19 protein-coding genes are annotated in these 19,024 nt (G+C 47.0%); 12 read left to right on the top strand and 7 right to left on the bottom strand.

The window, feature by feature from the left end; genetic code table 11:
• Nucleotides 1-83: 83 nt before the first annotated feature.
• Nucleotides 84-485: a DUF7682 family zinc-binding protein gene (locus QUA78_RS26260; RefSeq protein ID WP_172187360.1), complete on the bottom strand. Its 402-nt coding sequence runs from the start codon at nucleotides 483-485 to the stop codon at nucleotides 84-86.
• A 191-nt stretch (nucleotides 486-676) separates the two neighbouring features.
• Here QUA78_RS26260 and QUA78_RS26255 point away from each other — a divergent pair, with 191 nt between their 5' ends.
• Nucleotides 677-2,338: a phospholipase D-like domain-containing protein gene (locus QUA78_RS26255; protein ID WP_333303211.1), complete on the top strand. Its 1,662-nt coding sequence runs from the start codon at nucleotides 677-679 to the stop codon at nucleotides 2,336-2,338.
• Nucleotides 2,339-2,539: 201 nt separating this feature from the next.
• Nucleotides 2,540-3,184 carry a hypothetical protein gene (locus QUA78_RS26250; RefSeq protein ID WP_333303212.1) on the top strand — a complete coding sequence of 215 codons (645 nt, stop codon included), beginning with the start codon at nucleotides 2,540-2,542 and terminating at the stop codon, nucleotides 3,182-3,184.
• Between the two features lie 139 nt (nucleotides 3,185-3,323).
• On the opposite strand, the gene cax is transcribed toward QUA78_RS26250, so the two are convergent.
• From cax to QUA78_RS26225, 5 genes are all read right to left on the bottom strand, one after another.
• A complete protein-coding gene (gene cax, locus QUA78_RS26245; RefSeq protein ID WP_333303213.1) occupies nucleotides 3,324-4,424 on the bottom strand; it encodes a calcium/proton exchanger in 1,101 nt (366 codons plus the stop codon).
• A gap of 185 nt (nucleotides 4,425-4,609) precedes the next feature.
• Nucleotides 4,610-5,068: a hypothetical protein gene (locus QUA78_RS26240; protein ID WP_333303214.1), complete on the bottom strand. Its 459-nt coding sequence runs from the start codon at nucleotides 5,066-5,068 to the stop codon at nucleotides 4,610-4,612.
• Nucleotides 5,069-5,208: 140 nt separating this feature from the next.
• A complete protein-coding gene (locus tag QUA78_RS26235; protein WP_333303215.1) occupies nucleotides 5,209-5,832 on the bottom strand; it encodes a DUF6391 domain-containing protein in 624 nt (207 codons plus the stop codon).
• A 48-nt stretch (nucleotides 5,833-5,880) separates the two neighbouring features.
• Nucleotides 5,881-6,618, bottom strand: coding sequence for an MORN motif-containing protein (locus tag QUA78_RS26230; RefSeq protein ID WP_333303216.1), 738 nt, complete (start codon nucleotides 6,616-6,618; stop codon nucleotides 5,881-5,883).
• Nucleotides 6,619-6,662: 44 nt separating this feature from the next.
• Nucleotides 6,663-8,156 (bottom strand): hypothetical protein, encoded by a 1,494-nt coding sequence (locus QUA78_RS26225; RefSeq protein ID WP_333303217.1) that lies wholly within the window; start codon nucleotides 8,154-8,156, stop codon nucleotides 6,663-6,665.
• Between the two features lie 229 nt (nucleotides 8,157-8,385).
• Here QUA78_RS26225 and QUA78_RS26220 point away from each other — a divergent pair, with 229 nt between their 5' ends.
• The 5 genes from QUA78_RS26220 to QUA78_RS26200 all read left to right on the top strand — a co-directional run bounded on the left by QUA78_RS26220 (nucleotide 8,386) and on the right by QUA78_RS26200 (nucleotide 13,203).
• On the top strand, nucleotides 8,386-9,090 hold the full coding sequence (locus QUA78_RS26220) for a retropepsin-like aspartic protease (protein WP_333303218.1): 705 nt from the start codon (nucleotides 8,386-8,388) through the stop codon (nucleotides 9,088-9,090).
• A 426-nt stretch (nucleotides 9,091-9,516) separates the two neighbouring features.
• Complete coding sequence (gene gpmI / locus QUA78_RS26215) at nucleotides 9,517-11,118, top strand: 2,3-bisphosphoglycerate-independent phosphoglycerate mutase (protein WP_333303219.1); 1,602 nt, start codon at nucleotides 9,517-9,519, stop codon at nucleotides 11,116-11,118.
• Nucleotides 11,119-11,616: 498 nt separating this feature from the next.
• Nucleotides 11,617-11,856 carry a preprotein translocase subunit SecG gene (gene secG, locus QUA78_RS26210; RefSeq protein WP_190659521.1) on the top strand — a complete coding sequence of 80 codons (240 nt, stop codon included), beginning with the start codon at nucleotides 11,617-11,619 and terminating at the stop codon, nucleotides 11,854-11,856.
• Between the two features lie 91 nt (nucleotides 11,857-11,947).
• Entirely contained in the window at nucleotides 11,948-12,694 is a 747-nt protein-coding gene (locus tag QUA78_RS26205) for a peptidase (RefSeq protein ID WP_333303220.1), read from the top strand.
• A 74-nt stretch (nucleotides 12,695-12,768) separates the two neighbouring features.
• Nucleotides 12,769-13,203: an NUDIX domain-containing protein gene (locus tag QUA78_RS26200; RefSeq protein ID WP_333303221.1), complete on the top strand. Its 435-nt coding sequence runs from the start codon at nucleotides 12,769-12,771 to the stop codon at nucleotides 13,201-13,203.
• Nucleotides 13,204-13,473: 270 nt separating this feature from the next.
• On the opposite strand, the gene QUA78_RS26195 is transcribed toward QUA78_RS26200, so the two are convergent.
• Nucleotides 13,474-13,986 (bottom strand): rhodanese-like domain-containing protein, encoded by a 513-nt coding sequence (locus QUA78_RS26195; protein ID WP_333303222.1) that lies wholly within the window; start codon nucleotides 13,984-13,986, stop codon nucleotides 13,474-13,476.
• A 439-nt stretch (nucleotides 13,987-14,425) separates the two neighbouring features.
• Between QUA78_RS26195 and QUA78_RS26190 the strand changes: the two genes are divergently transcribed.
• The 5 genes from QUA78_RS26190 (at nucleotide 14,426) to QUA78_RS26170 (ending at nucleotide 18,966) form a co-directional block, all read left to right on the top strand.
• Nucleotides 14,426-15,145 carry a hypothetical protein gene (locus tag QUA78_RS26190; protein WP_333303223.1) on the top strand — a complete coding sequence of 240 codons (720 nt, stop codon included), beginning with the start codon at nucleotides 14,426-14,428 and terminating at the stop codon, nucleotides 15,143-15,145.
• 17 nt (nucleotides 15,146-15,162) lie between these two features.
• Entirely contained in the window at nucleotides 15,163-16,980 is a 1,818-nt protein-coding gene (locus QUA78_RS26185; RefSeq protein WP_333303224.1) for a hypothetical protein, read from the top strand.
• Between the two features lies 1 nt (nucleotide 16,981).
• A complete protein-coding gene (locus QUA78_RS26180) occupies nucleotides 16,982-18,466 on the top strand; it encodes a DUF1802 family protein (protein WP_333303225.1) in 1,485 nt (494 codons plus the stop codon).
• Between the two features lie 157 nt (nucleotides 18,467-18,623).
• On the top strand, nucleotides 18,624-18,761 hold the full coding sequence (locus tag QUA78_RS26175) for a hypothetical protein (RefSeq protein ID WP_333303226.1): 138 nt from the start codon (nucleotides 18,624-18,626) through the stop codon (nucleotides 18,759-18,761).
• Between the two features lie 58 nt (nucleotides 18,762-18,819).
• Entirely contained in the window at nucleotides 18,820-18,966 is a 147-nt protein-coding gene (locus QUA78_RS26170; RefSeq protein ID WP_333303227.1) for a hypothetical protein, read from the top strand.
• Nucleotides 18,967-19,024: the final 58 nt, after the last annotated feature.

Below are 19,024 nucleotides of genomic sequence, written 5' to 3'. Positions count from 1 at the left end.
TTGAACAATTATAACATCTTCAAAAAAAAAAGCACAACTAACCAATAACAACTAACCAATAACAACTAACCAATAACCAATAACTAACTTCCTGGTTTGCAGACGTTGTAGTCTTCGTGCGACAAAACTTTTTGGGGAATTAAAAAAGTGCCGCAATCTTCACAAAGCATTCTGTAGTTGCGCGTTACAGGAATACTGACGATCAAACGGTTGTGACGCAGGCGTTTGCCGCCGAAATCTCTGTAATTCTTATTTTCTCCCAAAGCTGCTATAATGGCGCGAGCTTTAGTGACTACGTGGTCGGGCAGACCTCTGAGATCGATGATATCTCTAGCAAATGATGCTTCCCTCCGTTGTTTTTTGGTTTGTTTTTCTGCCAGCTCTTCAACGTAATGCTGCTGGGCTACCAACTCTTGCGTGCAGCGATGGCACGCTTTACCATATCCTTTGTGACCGCACGGAAAAATTCTTTTTCTTTTAGCCATAAAGCAGGGGTATCGGGTTTGACCCACGCCCCTGATTGCTGCTACCCTACCAGTGATGCTTCCGGCATCGAGGCAGTTCTACAAGACGCAAAATCTCTTCCCTTGCATAAATTTAATAAGTTGTAACTTTACTTGCTCCCATAGCTTTGAACTGTCGGAAGGCTAATAACCTCTATATTTTTTAAAATTTTGTGGCTGTATTGTATTATCATTTACTCGGTTTCTGTTGTGCAGGGCTGCTGGCGATCAATCTGGCGGGCTGTGGACAAACAAAGCAAGACGTGCAGGATTTACCTCTGAGTCTGGCTCCATTGCCTCAAGACCCCTTGTTGCAAGTATACTTCAATCAGTCGATCGCTTCGAGTTATACAGAGCCTTACCGCCAGCAAACTAGATTTGGAGATGATTTGGAAAAGTTGGTCGCTGTTGCGATCGCCAGTGCTGGATCGACGGTGGATGTAGCAGTTCAGGAGTTTCGCTTGCCCAGTATTGCGAGGGTTTTGGCAGAGCGGCAGCGATCGGGAATTAAAGTGAGATTAATTGTCGAACAGATGTATAGTCGCCCTTGGAGCGATTTTACAGCCCAGGAGTTGGCGAAATTACCGGAAAGAGAGCGCGATCGTTATAGCGAATTTGTCCAACTTGCCGATACCAATAAAGACGGTAAATTGACGGTCGAGGAAATCAAGCAAAACGATGCTTTGGTAATTGTCAAAAATGCGGGAATTCCTGTAATTGACGATACTGCTGACGGCAGTAAAGGCAGCGATTTGATGCACCACAAATTTGTGGTAATTGACGGCCAAACCGTAATCGTCACTTCTGCTAATTTTACCACAAGCGATATACACGGCGATTTCAAGACAGCAGCAAGTCGCGGTAATGCGAACAATTTGCTGAAAATTGAAAATCCTCGAGTAGCGCAACTATTTACTCAAGAATTTAACATGATGTGGGGCGACGGGCCCGGAGGCAAACCGGACAGCAAATTTGGCATTAAAAAGCCGTTTCGTCAAGTGCAAAAAGTAAGAGTAGGGAATGCGACAGTTGCGGTGCAATTTTCGCCGACGGCTGCAACTTTGCCTTGGGAAAAAAGCGGCAACGGTTTGATAAATCGAACTTTGGGTAGTGCGAAAAAGTCTGTTGATTTGGCACTGTTTGTATTTTCGGCTCAGCGGTTGTCAAATACTCTGGAAATTGAAGCTAGGCGAGGAGTTGCGGTGCGAGCTTTAATTGACTCTAATTTTATTTATCGCTCTTACAGTGAAGGTTTGGATATGATGGGTGCGACTTTCATCCAAGATTGCAAGTTAGAAGCTGACAATCGCCCTTGGAGAAAGCCGCTGACTGCGGTGGGAGTGCCGCTGTTACCAATGGGCGATCGCCTGCACCACAAATTCGGCGTTGTGGACGGCAAAACGGTGCTTACAGGTTCTCACAACTGGAGTGAGGCGGCAAATCACGGGAATGACGAGACGCTGCTGGCGATCGAGAGTCCCACAGTTGCGGCCCATTTTGAGCGGGAGTTCGATCGGCTTTACAAAGGTGCAATCTTGGGAATTCCCGCCCGAATCAAACAGAAAATTGACGCTAAGAAAAAAGAGTGCGATTCACTACAAGCAGCATCAAAATCTGCGAACGCTAAACCTCAAATTGCTGGTAAAAAGTTAGTTAATTTGAATGCAGCGAGTCAGGAAGAATTAGAAACTTTGCCTGGGGTTGGCCCGAAGTTAGCTGAGAGAATTATTGCAGCGCGGCAACAGCAACCTTTTACCTCTTTGGAGGATGCAGAACGAGTGCAGGGAGTCGGGGAAAAACTATTAGAAAAATGGCGCGATCGAGTAACTTGGTAGTTAACTTCGTACTCAGGACTACATTCATGACTCTACCAAGTTCGCAGTCAGGACTTCAGTTTTTCCTTTCGCCACTCAACATCAAGGACTAAAGTCATGACTGTAAAACTATCCGAGCGACTTTGACAACATATCTGCTCTCAAGTTAAAATAATAACTTGTCAACAAAAGGCTATCTATTAACATTAGAGGTAGAGAGAAATGAAACAAGCCCGAATTTTTACGGGGAGGCCACAAATTAAATTTATAGCTATTTTGCTGGGGGCAATTTTTTTGACGCTAGCAGCTTTCACAGTCAGCGCCCAGCAGACTAACGAAGCACAATTTAGAGTCAAAAACGAAAATAGTTTTAATATTAATTTGATTCAATTTAAGCGCATTGAATATGTAGGTGCGTGTGCCGGTACTGCGATCTCCCCTGATTCGCAAAGCGCTCGATTTGTTTCCAGCAAGACTCCTCCCGGCCCTAACAGAAGGGTGGTGATTAAAAATGTGACTGAGGGCATGGAAACTAACCCCTATCCTTACACAGATAGAGGTTACAACAAAGGTGAGTTTTCCGAAGATTTTGGATTTAAGTTGGGTAACAGTCACAAAACACAAACTTTTTCGGTTTTAGAGGGAAAAAATAAGTTTCTCTATGAAATTAAAGAAAATAATCAAGTTATAGACCAGGGTTCGCTTACCGCTGAAGTGTCTATACAAAATTTGGGTATTTTTCCCCGTCAGCAAATTTGTGAAGATAAGGTAGAATGTCGGGATACTTCTGATTGTCGCGACAGTAAAGGCAGAAAAAGAAGTTGCAGACGACAGTGTTTTCCTGTTCAAAAGTGTAGCTGTCCGTAATTACTTCGATCCCTAAAATTATTTTCTTTAATTAACGGCAGAAGACAAAGAGAAATAAAAAATCAGAAAAAAGATAAGTTATTTTCAAGGAAGAGGGGCAACCACGCACGATTGCCCCTCTTCCTTGAAAATTTTTGCTTCAAGTAATGGGGTGAAAGTAAAATGCTGCTCCTAACACGATATATGTGGCTAAAAGCAGCACTCCTTCGAGCCAATTAGAGCGCCCGTCGATACTGATTAGATTGGCAATTGTCACTGCAATGGCAACTGCAACTACTTCAAACGGATTGAAGTTTAAATCCATCGGCTGATGAATTACTAATCCGATAATCACCAACACTGGCGCTACCAGCAAAGCAACTAGCAAACTAGAACCCATCGCGACAGAAACTGACAAATCCATATTGTTTTTCATCGCAACTCCCACCGCAGTTACATATTCGGCCGCGCCGCCAACAATCGGCAACAGAATTACCCCTGTAAACAGCGGCGTCAATCCCAATCCTTTGGTAGTTTCTTCGACAACGCCAACGAAAATTTCTGATTCAAAAGCAACGGCAACAGTTGAGGCAACTAGCACTCCTATCCACAGCCACAAATTAGGTTTGTGCGTAGTAGATTCCTCTTTTGTATTTTGAGGATTTTCTGACTCTAGTTCTAGTAAGCCGACTTCGTAAAGATAGCTGTGAGTTTTTAATGAAAATAGCAGAGTTAAAGCGTAAACTGCTATTAGGACGATCGCAGTTATTAAGGAAAGATTCTGGATAGCTGCGGGTTCGACTCCATTGGAGGTGTAAATTACCATTGTTGGGAGCAGAATTGCAATCACTGCTAGAGTCATTGTGGAACCGTTCACCCGCGCGATAATTGGCTTAAATTCTTGTTCTTTGTAGCGTATGCCTCCTAGCAGCATGGAAAATCCCATGACTAAGAGTAAGTTGCTGATAATGGTGCCGGTTATGCTGGCTTTCACAATGTCAATTAAGCCGGCTTTCAGGGCAACTATGGCAATAATTAATTCTGTAGCATTGCCGAAGACTGCATTTAATAAGCCCCCTATGGAGGGGCCTGTAACGATCGCCACTTCTTCTGTTGCTGTGCTCAACCAGATAGCCAGAGGTATAATGCCTAAAGCGGATGTGATGAAAACTGCGAGGGAGCCCCAGTGCAAATACTCAGCGGCGATGGAAATGGGGATGAAAATTAACAGCGCTATGGAAAGAATTTTTTTGATTGACATAGGAACTCGGATGGTGTACGGCAGTGTGAGGTCGAGTTGTCGGGGCGCCAAGTTGAGTTTACATGATTCAACTGTTGCCTGACAATTCCTGGGGCAAGGGCGATTGGACGTTTTAACCCCAGATGCACACAGATTAACGCAGACAGATATTTAATGAAGGTTAATTCTTTAAACTTGGCAGTTTTCTATCTGAGAAAAAGTCCGCCGTCATTCCGAATCCTTAAAGATGTTTTATCCAAACCTAAATCATTCGTCTCGTCTAATCTTACTTCTACTGTTCCTTCGCCAACAGGTTTCAAACTGGGTTTCAATAATGCGCCATCTGGTCGCCTAAATACAATTGAGACCGGTAGTGTCAATGCTGGCAGCGCGACTGTTGAATTTTCTGCTAAACTGCGGCGGTTAGTCTGTCCAGCTACCTGATAAAATAGTCGATCGTTGGTTTTATTTGTTAATCTAACATTGACTTTGCCATTGACGGGAACTATCTTGCCGTCAGGAGCTCTTTCTAATTCGTTAGTTTGGGATATTTCGCTAGCAAAAGTCGCATTGTCGGTGAAAGGCAAAAAACTGTTGCCTGGTACGGCTAAGCTGACAGCCAGTAGACTTGCCACCCAGGTTTTGTCGATCCCTAATCTGCACATTTATTTTTTGTGTTAGATGAAGTACGCGCGTGCGAAGCTATCCCGAAGGGAATCGCCCTGGCTTCAAAGCACTAATTAAACGAAGGAAGAAGCAAGAAGGAAGAAGCAAGATTTTCTCTACTCTCCCCCTCCCGCAACAGCTATTCAACCCAACGCACCCGCACAAAATGAGCTTCGCGTCCCCAGAAGTCGTGACTTAAAGTAATATCAACAACACCTAAATTAAACGGAATAGCAGTTGTGACGTAACGCTGAGCCAGAGCTCCCACATCAGGAGCTAACTGAGCCGCCGCCGCTGCCGCAGCGCCCAAACCTAAAAGTTGCAGAATGGGCCCCCGGGGCAGGGCTAAATTGATGCCGACAGCAAGTCCAGCAGTCAGTAGCATTCCCACCGACAAATTCGTGCCGCAGCGGGGATGTACAGCTAAATCCCACTCTCCGCTTGCAATCCGCTGCAAAGCCTCGCGCACTGCCTGACGCAACTGTGCAATGTTAACGCGACCGTAAAGATAAAATCCTTGGTCTGTTGACATCCCGCCCAATAAATCATTATCGGCTCTTGCTGTCGCCGTACCGCCAGATTGGCTGAGTACCCAAACCGTAGCGTGTTCCAAAGCATGAACTTGGCGCAAAGTCAAGACTTCCTTCAAACCGGGCACAAAATTGAGTTGTCGCAACAAATCAGCATCTTGAGTCCGCTGCGGGGCAAAGTCGAAGGGGAATGGGCTGGCGCGCCAAGAACTAGAAGCAGCATTTGTCGTCATGTCAAAACGCCTCCATTGATGTCAGATGTTAAATTTTAGAGGCTAGATTCACGGTTGAACGCGCTTGCCTGCGCGAAACTCTCCGGAAAACCGTCTGCCTTTAGCATCTGTAAGTACTCCTCTACCGTGAGGCAGTCCCTTGCGCAATTCGCCTTGGTAGCGAATGCCGTTTGGGAAGGTGCAACTACCTTTGGCGTCTAGCTGTTCGTTGAAAAACTGACCGTCGCAGCGCGTGCCGTCAGCGCGGGTGAACACTCCCCGACCAAACGGGTTTCCTGCGAAAAACTGTCCGGCGTAGCGATCGCCGCTAGCAAAGATAAATTGCCCTTGGCCGTGCGGTTGACTGCTAGCAGCCCCGCCGCCAACTTGTTGAACAATTTCAAATGTTCCCCGGTAGCGATCGCCACTAGCAAAAATAGCTTCTCCCCTAACTATCAAACCGTTGCGGAACTCTCCCACCATGCGGTCATCGTTGGCGAACAGGAATACACCTTGACCGTTGGGCACGCCGTTGCGAAACTGTCCTTCATAGCGATCGCCCTTGGAGTATACGTATATTCCTTGTCCCTGAGGTCTGCCGTTGACGAAATTTCCTTCATAATTGTCGCCATTCTCGTAGTTGCACTTGACTCGACCGTTGGGGGGAGAGCCTTCGCAAACGGGAGGGCGGTTTTGGGCGGCTTCTGGCGCCGCCAATGACGGCTGACTGTTGGCTAGCAGTGAGAGGTATCCTACCCCCGAACTAACCAACATCAGTATTCCGAGTTTTTGAATTGAGCGAAGCATGACTGTTCTCAATTTTCTTTCCAAGGATTGAGGTAAATGTTTCATTAAACTGGGTTTTGGGCAACTCGGGGAGATTTTTCTCCCACAATTTTAGACACCTCTACACCGTTTTCTTCTAAAATCACAACCGGATCGGCTCCTGATAGGAAATCAACCCGTTTGATCAGCACCTGCCCGCTGGCAATCCGCTGTCCTACTTTGATATATCGACTTGTTGGCTCGTTAGGTGCTTTCACAATTACCAGTATGTCATTACCAACTCTGACTACGCCACTAACTTCAACTCCTTTGGCATTGTCTGTCGAAGGCGGAGGCGGTGGGGCTGGCGGAGCCACTGGGGGGGGTGGCGGGTTGGGGTCTTGCCAGGAGGGCGGCGGCGTTAATTCTGGCAGCTTGGGTAGACCGGGCAGTTCTCTGGTGGCGATGTTGGGAATTGTGGGGGGGCTGGGGGGGCTGGGGGGGCGAGCCGCGATCGTTGTGGATCGTCCCGGTGCTCCCGGTTGTCCCGGTGCTCCCGGTCGTCCCGGTGTTCCCGGTCGTCCCGGTGTTCCCGGGCGTCCCGGTGTTCCCGGGCGTCCCGGTGTTCCCGGGCGTCCCGGCGCCGTTTGGGGGCGTGCGGTGGTGCCTCTTGGGAAGGCCGGTATAGATGGTAGTCCGGGTATAGATGATGCGGGAGCTGCTGCTATATCTGGGGAGCCTGCCGGTCTAGCTCCCGGCCGTCCGGGGCCGGCTGGCTGCCGTCCGGTGGTGCCTCTTGGGAAGCCCGGTAGGGAAGGCAGTCCAGGTATAGATGCAGGAGATCCTGCTATGTCTGGGGAGCCTGCTGGTCTAGCACCGGAGCCTGCTGGTCTAGCACCGGAGCCTGCTGGTCTAGCACCGGGGCGTCCGGGGGCTGTTTGGGGACGCGTTGAAATTGGCGACCTCCATTGGGGTATGGGGGTTAACGGCAGGTTGGGAAGACTGGACACCTCTGCGGGGCTTTGGGTTTGGGGAAGTTGGGCAATTGCGCCGCCGCCCGGTGCGTTTGGGCGCTGTGCTGGCGTCCACTGAGGGGGGTTTCTATCATCTGGCAGCTTGGGCAGATTTGGCACTTCTCGGACTGGCAGGTTGGGGAGTTCGTTGCCCTGCGTCCCGCCGTCTGTTCTGATCGGTTGAGGCGGAAGGACTGAGAATGGATCGTTTGCTTTGCCGGGGATGGGGGTCTGTCGAATTGCCGTCCCGTTTAAGTCCGGTGCTGTCTTTTTGGCCTGGATGTCTGCTTGAGCTTGTCTTGCTCGTTCGTCGGGGTTTGTGGGTCGGAGCAAGCCGGGGGGCTGGGCCGCTACTACGGGAGAGGGAAATGTCTGGGCTGCTGGGGTGGGACTTGCCGCGGCACCGGGAGTTCCGGGAGCGTTGGCGGCCGGTGACGGAGAGGCTGCACCGGGACTGAGAGTAGGACTAGGAGTGGGACTGGCCGTGTTGCCGCCCCCGTCGCCGCCACATCCCCCGATCGAGAAAGCCAGCATTCCTATAGTTGCAAAATATAAAAGTTTACGCATTGCCGATCCTTCCCAAACGCCTGACTTTTAAGTGATCCAAATGGCAAGTGCAGTTGATGCCATTTGCCGCTTTTAAGTTTACCTGTGTTTGATGGTATGCGATCGCTTGAAAATTGCCAAGCTTTCCTGATGATCTGATGTGGGAGCGGGCGATCGGTTTTCGGGAGCAGGTTAGGATATCAATGGCGGTGGTTCTTCAAGATATTGAATCAATCAAGGCATTTCTCTAATGGCAAAAGTGATTCTCAAGCGGATTTGGCGATCGGGCATTGTTTCTGTGGCCGTTTTGGCTGCTGTTGGCTCGGTGGATGGCGGCGAGCTACATTCTCATTCACAGGGGGCAGCATTCTCAACAATACCTAAGAAACCGGGTTTGTTGACTAAAAACCTAGGCTTTCAGGTGATCCCGCAGCCTGAAACCAAGGTGATGACATTGGTGTCCGATGTAAGTTCCCAGCAGCTCGATCGCACTTTAACAGCAGGATCTGGAACAGCAACAGGCAATGTGTACTCTCAGTTTCGCAGGGGCCCCTCAAATCCTGTTACCCAACCGCCGGCGGGGAATCAAAAGGTATTTCAAGCTAAAATCAAGCGCCGCGCTGGCGGAACGCCGGTGATTGACGTGGTATTTAACGGCAACAACACTTTTGAGATGATTGTCGATACCGGGGCGAGCGGCACTTTGATTACTCAGCGGATGGCTACTGCACTGCAAGTGAAACCCGTGCGTACCGTGAGAGCGGGGATCGCTGACGGTAGCGTTGTCGAGTTCCCGATCGGCATAGTGCGATCGATTCGGGTTGGGGGTGCTGCGATCCAAAATGTCGAAGTGGCGATCGCCAAACAAATGCAAATTGGTCTGCTCGGTCACGATTTCTTTGGCAATTACGATGTCAAAATTAAAAAAGATGTTGTAGAATTTTATGTCCGCTGAAAGTGAGCCGATTTGGAAACAAATTTTTGCTCAACTCGTTTAAAGTTATTCGCAGCCCACTCAAAGCTGTTTAATTTATTTCTTGAGGCAGTAGCAAAAGTCCGCCATCTGTGGTATTCTTCTTATTGTTTCAATAGCCACCGACCGTTGAACAATTCATGAAAATGCGGCAAGAAAAGCACGGTCGCTGTTGGTGAGATCGGTAACAGTCTCCGACTGTGGATTCACAGTACAAGGCAAGGCAATCCCTTAAAAAATTGGCAAAGCAGGTCGAAATTAGTTCCCAAAATGCTGTGGCTGAGGGAATTTTGGTTGGCTTTGTTCAGCCGGAGCTTAGAAAATATGTAAACTGATGAGCGGAAGATGTTCCGCAAAATCGGAAATCATGCAGATCGAGAAATTAATTATTGTAAATAAGGTATTCGCATGGCACAAGCGTCTGTATCTCCTGTAGTGCTGATTATTCTGGATGGCTGGGGTTATCGTGAAGAAAAATACGGAAATGCGATCGCCGCTGCGAAAACACCCGTGATGGACAGTCTCTGGGCCGCTTATCCCAGAACTCTGATTCACACATCGGGCCGGGCGGTAGGGCTTCCTGACGGGCAAATGGGCAACTCAGAGGTCGGTCACTTGAATCTGGGCGCGGGCCGCGTGGTTCCTCAAGAGTTGGTGCGGATCTCGGATGCCGTCGAAGACGGTTCTTTGCTCAACAACCGGGCGCTGGTTCAGCTTTGCGAGAAAGTGCGCCTTCAGGGCGGTAAGTTGCACCTGACTGGTCTTTGTTCCGAGGGCGGGGTTCACTCGCATCTGAGTCACATTTTGGGTTTGCTAGAGCTAGCAAAGGCACAGGGAATTTCTGAGGTTTGCATTCACGCGATTACAGACGGCCGCGATACTACTCCGAAAGAGGGTGTAGAAGCTCTAGCAAAGATTGAAAGTTATATAGAAAAGGTAGGGGTCGGTCGGATTGTGACCATCAGCGGCCGCTACTACGCGATGGACAGGGACAAGCGCTGGGATCGGGTGCAGCGCGCTTACGAGGTGATGACGACTGAGGGGGCGCCGGACGGTCGATCGGCTGTGGATGTGTTGCGGGCCTCTTATGCTGAAGGAGTGACGGACGAGTTTGCTATTCCGACTCGGATTGCTCCGGGGGCGGTGGCATCCGGGGATGGGGTAATTTTCTTTAATTTTCGCCCGGACAGGGCTAGAGAATTGACTCAGGCTTTTGTGGCGCCGGATTTTAAGGGGTTTGAACGGCAGTTAATTGAGCCGCTGACGTTTGGGAGTTTTACTCAGTACGACCCGAAGTTGTCGTCGGTAATGGTGGCTTTTGAACCGCAGAATTTGAACAATATTCTGGGCGAGGTGATTTCTAAGCACGGTTTGCAGCAGTTGCGGACGGCGGAAACTGAAAAGTACGCTCATGTGACTTATTTTTTTAATGGGGGTCTGGAAGAGCCTTTTATAGGGGAACACCGCGAGTTGGTGCAGAGCCCGATGGTGGCGACTTACGATGAGGCGCCGGAGATGTCGGCGGCCGTGGTGACAGATGTGGCTGTGGCGGGTTTGGAAAAGCGGATTTATTCGTTGGTGGTGATTAATTACGCTAACCCGGATATGGTCGGTCATACGGGGATGATGGGTGCGACGATAATTGCGATCGAAACTGTGGATAAATGTTTGGGGCGGCTGTTGAGCAGCATTAGTAAAGCTGGGGGAACGGCAATTATTATTGCTGACCACGGAAATGCTGAGCAGATGTTTGACGAGAACGGGAATCCCTGGACGGCTCACACTACTAACCCGGTGCCGTTTATTCTGGTGGAAGGCGAAGGTCTGAAGATTCCGGGTCACGGAACGGATGTTCCTCTGAGGACGGACGGCTGTTTGGCGGATATTGCGCCGACGATTCTGGAGCTGTTGAGGTTGCCTCAGCCCCCGGAGATGACGGGACGCTCTATGATTGAACCCGCTAATTTTGAAGTTCGCGCCAATCGCACTCCGGTGCGAGTCAGATTGTAGGAAGGCTCGGCGAGATTGAGCTACAGGTAGGGACACGGCGCCGTGCCCCTAAGCGAGTTTGTGTGCGATCGACCGGATTTGATATGATAATAAGTTACCGATTACTAATCACCAATTACCCCAGATTGTCAGTAACTCAGGGCTAAAGCCACTGAGCTTGTAAGAGAAATCAAGCAAGCTGTATTGACCAGCCTAAGTCTTCACTGACTACGTTATTGGGGTCATAACACCGGAAGATGCGACGCTAGTTTTCCGCTCTGTTGTTTACAGTTAAACAGTCTTAAAGTCACTGAGACAGTGCTGTAAGCGTGACAAGCCCCGATAACCTTGGCGAAGCGAACATTACCCCGAAAAGGAGATTGAGGCAACCATACCTCACCGGAGAGGCAACCATACCTCTCCAACCCCGCAAGGGGATTCAAGGCGGTTGAAACCGCCGAGTCGTTTCCCACGAGCGGGCTGAAGCCACGCTCGTTTCCCACTTACCGAATGTTTCTTATGAATATTGTTTCTGTGTTACAAGTTATCTGGTCTTTGTCTGCTTTAGGACTTGTGATTTTTGTGTTGCTGCACAGTCCTAAAGGTGATGGCATTGGAGGGATTGGCGGACAAGCTCAATTGTTTACCAGCGCCAAGAGTGCAGAAACGAGTCTGAACCGGATTACTTGGGGTCTGTCTATTGTTTTTATGGGTTTGACTGTGATTTTGAGTGCTGGTTGGTTGGCCCCTAAGTTATAAGATTCGGATTTTTAACCGCAGATGAACGCAGATAGACGCCGATAATCTCAAGTTCATCTGCGTTTATTTTCGTCTATCTGCGGTTGCAAAAATGCGGTTGTGGAAAGTTACGGTAAAACCCCGATTGCTGGCTGGTTTGGGATTGGCTTTATGTTGTTTTAGCCTGATAATTTTTACTCAGGTTAAGACTCCGGCGGCAAGTCTTTCTCCTCTCCCGAATAGTTTGCCGAATCCACAGGTTCACCCTTTGCCGCCAACGCTGGCAAATTGGCACGATTCCACGGATAGCGGTGATTATTTTGACCAGGTTAAGCCACCGAATTTCGGTCATTTGCTGTGGTCGAAGTTTCCGATTCAGCTTTATGTTGAGCGTCCAGTTGATGCTAATAAGTCTGAAGAATGGGTGGGGGCTGTGTTGAATGTTGTCCGGGAATGGGGGGTTTATTTGCCTTTGGAAGTGGTGGATAGTTCGGAGGTAGCTGATATTAGGATTTTACGTCGCGCTCCGCCTTTGCGTCAAGGGGTGTTGCGATCGCGCTCTGGAGAGGCTACCTATGAATTGTACGCCCGTCGCGATGGGGATAAAACTGTTTTATCTCATCGGTTTTCAGTTTATTTGAATCCGAATCAAGTGGGTAAGTACGTTCCGGCGACGGCGCGGCACGAGTTGGGTCACGCTTTGGGAATTTGGGGTCACAGTTTGATGGAAACTGATGTGCTTTATTTTTCTCAGGTGAGAAATCCTGGGCCTATTTCTGCGAGGGATGTTAATACTTTGAAGCGGGTTTATGAACAGCAGACTCGGTTGGGGTGGGAATTGGAGAGACTCGGCGATTGAAATCGCATCTACACAAACGAAGTCCGGATGCTGCGCGGGCTAGAAGAGGATAGTTAATAGGGAATATCAGAAAAATGAAAGATGAATGTTTTGGAATTGTGCCGATTTTTTCGACTGAAGCTGACACTTTGTTTTTGTTGATTCAACATCAAGCCGGACATTGGGCGTTTCCCAAAGGTCACGCCAATCCGGGGGAATCTCCAGCGGAAACGGCAAAGCGGGAATTTGAGGAGGAAACAGGTATATCCGATTTTGAAATGCTGGATGAGCCGAGTTTTACGGAACATTATTCTTTTGTTAAGGATGGGGAGCCGATTGAAAAAACTGTCACTTATTTTTTAGGTTTTGTCAAGTCGAAGGAAGTCGTTTTGCAAGTGGAGGAAATTCAAAATTCTGCTTGGCTTTCTTTTGAAGAAGCAGTTAAGCTGATTACTTTTGATGCCAACCGCCTAATGTTCGGGGAAGTTAAGGAATTTTTGGATGCCCGCAAGTTAAAAGTCGGCGTTTGAAACAAATCCTATACAAAGGAAGTCCCTCTCTAAGAGACTAAGAAAATATAAGACGAATTTGGTATAATATCGTTTCCGGTTGTATGGGCACGATCAAGTCAAGGTCAATAATTCCACATTCCCCGACTCCCGACTCCCGACTCCCGACTCCCCATCATTCCGGTGTAACCGGAATTGATATAAGTTCTGATAGAAAAACCCGGTAACTTTTGCGATACCGGGTTTATTAAGTGTCAGATTTTATGGGCGAATCCTGTCGCCAATCTGACATTATTTGTTGATTTTCTGGGCTTCGGCGTGGTGTTGCAAGCGAGAGAAAACGTTGTACGCATCGGGGCCGGGATTATCGTGTTCGACAGCACCGTCAATCGGGCCGTCAATGGCTTTCCAAGCAGGAATTCCGCCTTTTAGTTCGGCTACTTTTCTAAAGCCTGCTGCGCGGAGAAGATTAGCGGCTTCGGCGGTTTGTTCGTCGTTTTCGCCGTAGATGTAGATGTCGCGGATGGGTTCGAGGCTGGATTTTGCTCGCTCTACTAAGTCGTCGATTGGCATCGGTACGGCGCCGGTAATGTGACTTTTGGCGAAGCTTTCAAAATCACGAGCGTCGATGATTGTTAATCCGGGTTCGCCCCAATCTAACCGAGCTTTGAGGTCGTGGCTAGATGCTTGAGCTTTTAAACCGGGAGGGGTGGGAGTCAGATCGGGAAGTTTTTCTTTGATGTTAGAAATTTGATCGGGAATATTTTTCATGGGTAAACTGTTGTTCAATGTTTTGATTGCCATTGCAATGTAACAAGATGTGCAGGTTGAATTCGTCTTTCTAAAGGCAGAATCCGGCATTGAACTAAAGTCGCAGTTAAGCTGGTTTGCGGGTAGTTGACTAAGGTTGGGAACGCTACATTTGTTGAGGTTGCTAAGTTGTCTCAGGCGCCGATCGAGATTGTTTTGATTGAAAAGACCGATCGCTCGTATTGGCTGCGGATAATTTGAAGTGCTATAAGTTATCCAACATTCTATTTTATCAATTTACAAGTTTTTAGTCAATCTTCATATTCTTTGTAATGGAATTTTACTGTCCTGATGAGTGACAAAATTATTTAATAATGAAATCTGCATCAGTTATTCGCAGGTTCGCCGGCGTGCTTGCGGAAAAGTTTAAATGTTTCCCAGCAAGGTTTCTGGTAGAATTTGATAGTAAAAACAAGTATTTAAAGGTATGGATATGTCTGAGAATGATGAAATTGCGGTGTCTAAAACTCGGACACCAGAAGAGCAAGCGCTTTGGGATGCTAAGGCGAAAGTTCGGGTGCTGCTGAATCTGTGGGATTTGAGCGGCGGGAAGATGAAGGTTAAAAAGGGGGATTTGACTAAGCGGATTGTGCGGACTAATGAGACGAGTCAGAGATATGTGGAAGTGCTCGGCGAGTTGCAGGCGACTGGGGCGATCGAGTATTCGCTGGTAAATCGGGTGACGCTGGTGGAATTGAGCGCCAAGGGGAAAGAAGTTTTAGCGGAAGGCTTGAAAAGTAAGGATTCTCTGTTTGAGTTTGATGGTTCTCAAATTGGTACTCGGCTGGGAAATTCTTTGTTGAAGTGGATTCGGCATCAGGATAGTGCGACGAGTGTTGCGGTTGAGAAGGGGAAGGGGGATGTAGGGGCGATCGCATCCTATGAGGATTTTAAGTCCCAAGCCCTTGCCCTATTTGAAAAATTGGACAAGGGCTACAACTACATGGGGCTTGTCCCCATCTGGCATCTGCGCCGTGAGCTAGGGGAACAGGTGAGCCGGGAGAATTTCAAAGACTTGATTATGCAGATGCAGGCCGATCGTTTATTTTATCTCCAAAGTGGAGAGGCTCGTGGAGCAACTGATGAACAAAAACGAGACTCCATCAGTGACGACGTAAGAGGTCTTTTATTTTTCGCTAGCAAACCATCTTGAGATTGAGGCAGGAAACAATGACTGATCCGTATACACTGTTTGAAGAAGCACGCAAGCAACAAGCCAATCCTTTCGGATTGAAACCCGTCGTAAGCGCGGATGAGGTTTGGGGTGAAGTTGAGACTAATCTCGCTGATCTCAATCAGCAGGTTGACCAAACAATCTATAAAGCAATTTCTGAAATACGCCAAAAGTATTCTAATAAAATCGGGATTGCAGTCAAAGGAGATCTAGGCACAGGTAAAAGTCATACGATCCACCGAATCTGGAAAACTATTGAGCGTGAGGGGGGAGCTGTATTTGCCTACATCCCTCAATTTACTAACGCTAGTCGAATTGACTCCCATGTGCGCTTCTATCTTTCACTCAGCTTTAAGCACCAAGATGTCACAGGAGTAACGCAATGGCAGCAACTTGCTGCATCTATGATTGCGACTCTTAAGGGAACAGAATTTGAAGAAAAATACCAGCTTTATCTTGAAAAATGCAATCATCCTGAAGAATTAAGGAAATTCCTCATCCAAAATCTCAGCCAAGAGCAACGGTTTCAATTTATTGATGAGGTAGTCGAAGCACTCTTAGAATCTCAACATGACCTCGATTTTAATTTTTTGAGAGCTGTTTTATTTCTCCTATTTAAAAATGCTCCAATTGCTCAAATTGGTATGGCTTGGATTCAAGGTATCGATCATCCTGAAACTAGGAAAAAGCGTTTACCAGAGTTTTCGCAGCAAGAACAGGATGCAAAATCTATTTGGTTCATAGAGCAAATATGTAAGCTTGCTAGAGTTTCATCACGACCAGTATTGATTTGTTTCGATCAACTGGACAAAGCTAGTGTAGGGGCTGACTGCGGAGATAGCGCAGCTCAAATAGTAGCTAGCTGCATAGATAGAATTTACTTTCAATGTAGCAATGTACTTCTCCTATGTTGCGTTATTAGTGACACATGGAGGGAAATTAAACAAATGGGAAGTGGCATACCCGATCGTGTAGGACAAAGGTCTGTAACTACAAACCCACCTACTGCCGATCAGATGTTAGAGCTTGTTAAATTGAGGCTAGCTTGGTTTCACAGCAAAAATAATCTAAATTCTGATGCTTACCCGAATTTATATCCTTTCGATGCTAATGAAATCAGAGGTATTGCAAGTAGATCTGCTAGTGTGCGAGACTTGATGACATGGTGTGCTGAAAAATTTGATTCAGTGGAAATTGTAAATCCAGTTATTCCGATAGACCCGCTCGATAAAAGACGGCAAGAGTTTCTGGATGCTTATAATGAACTCTTGAGTAGAGTTTCAGTACCCGATAGAAACGATGATCTGTTAGCTGCTATTATTGGCTCTACAATGGCCATGATTCCTAAAGGTGGAACAGAAAATGTAATAATTATTTCGGTTACACCTATTAAAGAGGGAGGTCACGATCTACATTTGATTATTGAGGGCTACGATTCACTTCAACAAAAAACAGTAAGAATTGGAGTCAGAGTTTCCGAAACTTTGACTGGCATGACATTCAATGCAGTAATGCAACGACTCTTGAAATATACCAAACATAACATTACTCGTGGTTGCTTAGTCCGCTCAACACCTGTTCCTCTAAGTTGGAAGAAAGGCAAACAGCTTGAAGAGAAACTTGTACAGGAACAAGGAGGTGAAGTTGTTGTTCTCAAAAAGGATGAGATCAAGCCTTTAGCAGCACTTCATCAAATTTATCAAGAGGCTGAGAACTACGGGTTTACTAAGCAGGAAGTGATTGACTTCGTTCAAGAATTAAACCTGGCTGCTAAAAATCCACTACTTTGTGAAATTCTAAGCGCTCCTACTTAATATGAATCTTGGAATCATTAAGGGTATTCAATTACCAGCTTGTGATGTTGACCTGCTAACATTAGGCAGGCTAATTGCTGTACCATTCAGGCAAAATATCAGAGAAGGTGAGGTAATCTGGCTCTATCCCAGTCAACATCTTCCTGATAAACTTAGCCTCGCTCAATACTATCAGACTCAATATTTGACGAAGGCTGAAAGTGCATTTGCTGAACTTCAAACATATCCTATTCAGATTAAAGTATGGGCGCGTTGTGAATATCATTGGCGGATTAATCCACAGCAAAAGTACCTTCTAGATAAGATTGCAAAGTCAACGGTTTGGAAATTGGAAGCTTTGGAACATATTTTTGAACAATACCAAGTTCTCAAGCTATTGATTTTACGAGTTTATCGCCTATCTAATCCTTGCGTAGTCAATGTGCAAACAGAGTCAGGAGCCTTCTATTGGCCGCAGCGTGACGATGTGATGGCAATGAACAGCGAGAGTGATACTCCGGTGATTTCTGAAGCTAATTTTTATCAGCGTAAAGCTCTCTTGGTGGGTGGAGAAGTCTATCCTTATAAAGATTTAGAAGCTTTGCAGTTGCAAGTTGAGCAAATTGGTAGTATCAACTTAGCTGCCAATCAGCTCAACGATGATATCAAAATGTTTTTAGGTTGGTCGAAAACTTCACCAACAACACAACCAGACCCCGATTTAGCATGGATAAGTGCGATCGCACTTATCGGCAACTCTAGCGACGGTAATGGCTTTGAAAAATTAGTCCGCAAGAGTTGGATCAAGCTAGGTTTTGCCAATTCTAACACTAATCCGAAAGCTAGTCTCAATCCAGAATCAACAGGCGGCGCTGGTGGTTTGGACTTTTATTGCGAGACTCCCTATCCAGTAGCGGGAGAGTGCAAAGCTAGCAAACATGAAAGTGTACCTAATAGTGTCACCGCTCAATTGGTTCATTTAGGCTTGACTCACTTGGGTCAAGATAGGTTCGATCGAGCCGTTAAAATGATTTTGGCGGCTGGGCCTTTAACTAATCCAGCTAATCAAGCAGCTATTGGTAGTAAAATGAACGTAATCCGCCCGGAAACATTGCAAAAGCTGGTTGAACTGAAAGCTAAGCAACCAGGTTCGATCGATTTATTACAGTTAAAACCTTGTTTAGAACAACAGCCGTTTGGTGAGGAAGCCGATGCTAAGGTTAATAGCTATATTGACGAGGTGTGGGAAAAGCTTAAAGTGCGATCGCACGTTCTTTGTATTCTGAAAAAGTATTTAGAAACTACAGGTTCTGAAAGAGCTAGTGTTGATGTTCTGATCGGTGCTTATTCAATGTCTAAGCCGCCGAAGAAGTTGTCCCGCGAAGAGTTGCACGAAATGTTAGTAGAACTTTCTTCTCCGCTGACAGGTTATGCAGGGCGAATTAAAGGCGAGAATTTACGGGGCGATCGCTTTTATTTCCTGCGCGACTTGTCGCTAGAGGGTTGAGATACGTCAAGGGCGATTCCCTACCCTTCGGGAACCCCTGCGGGAAGATAGCTTCCCTTCACGTACTTTATCCCATCTTCTACACAGCATCAGGATTTACGCCCAATTCCCGTAACCTCGCCGTCAACCTTTCAGCACCCTGTGCAACTGTTGGTAGATGTTTCCTCAATTTTACGCAATTCACCTGCAACAGCCACTAAAAAATACCGAATATCTGGCTCTCAAAATTTTGGTATATCTCTGGCAATCTCACAAACAAGTTAGCCGGGAATTACTGGCGATCTTAATGCCTTAGTGTTTTGACGCTAGTAACCATTAATAAAACCAACAAAAATTTGACCTGAAACTTGAGCTTGAAAGGACTTAACCCAGCCTCCAAAGCTCAAGTTTACACTTACAGCCAAACGAATTTGCGATCGATCGCCCGTCACAGCGATTTCGGTGTCAGCACCAGTTTTCAGGCAACTTATCCCGCTAATTCTAAGCTGCTACGCAGCTAAACCGGATAAAATAGCATTGCCTTTATTTTTGATTTTTCGATCCCATTTAATAACCATT

This window comes from Microcoleus sp. K4-B3 (assembly GCF_036704615.1).
Taxonomy (GTDB): domain Bacteria; phylum Cyanobacteriota; class Cyanobacteriia; order Cyanobacteriales; family Microcoleaceae; genus Microcoleus.
The sequence above is the reverse complement of the archived record's forward strand: the minus strand, read 5'-3'. Positions and strand labels throughout refer to the sequence as shown.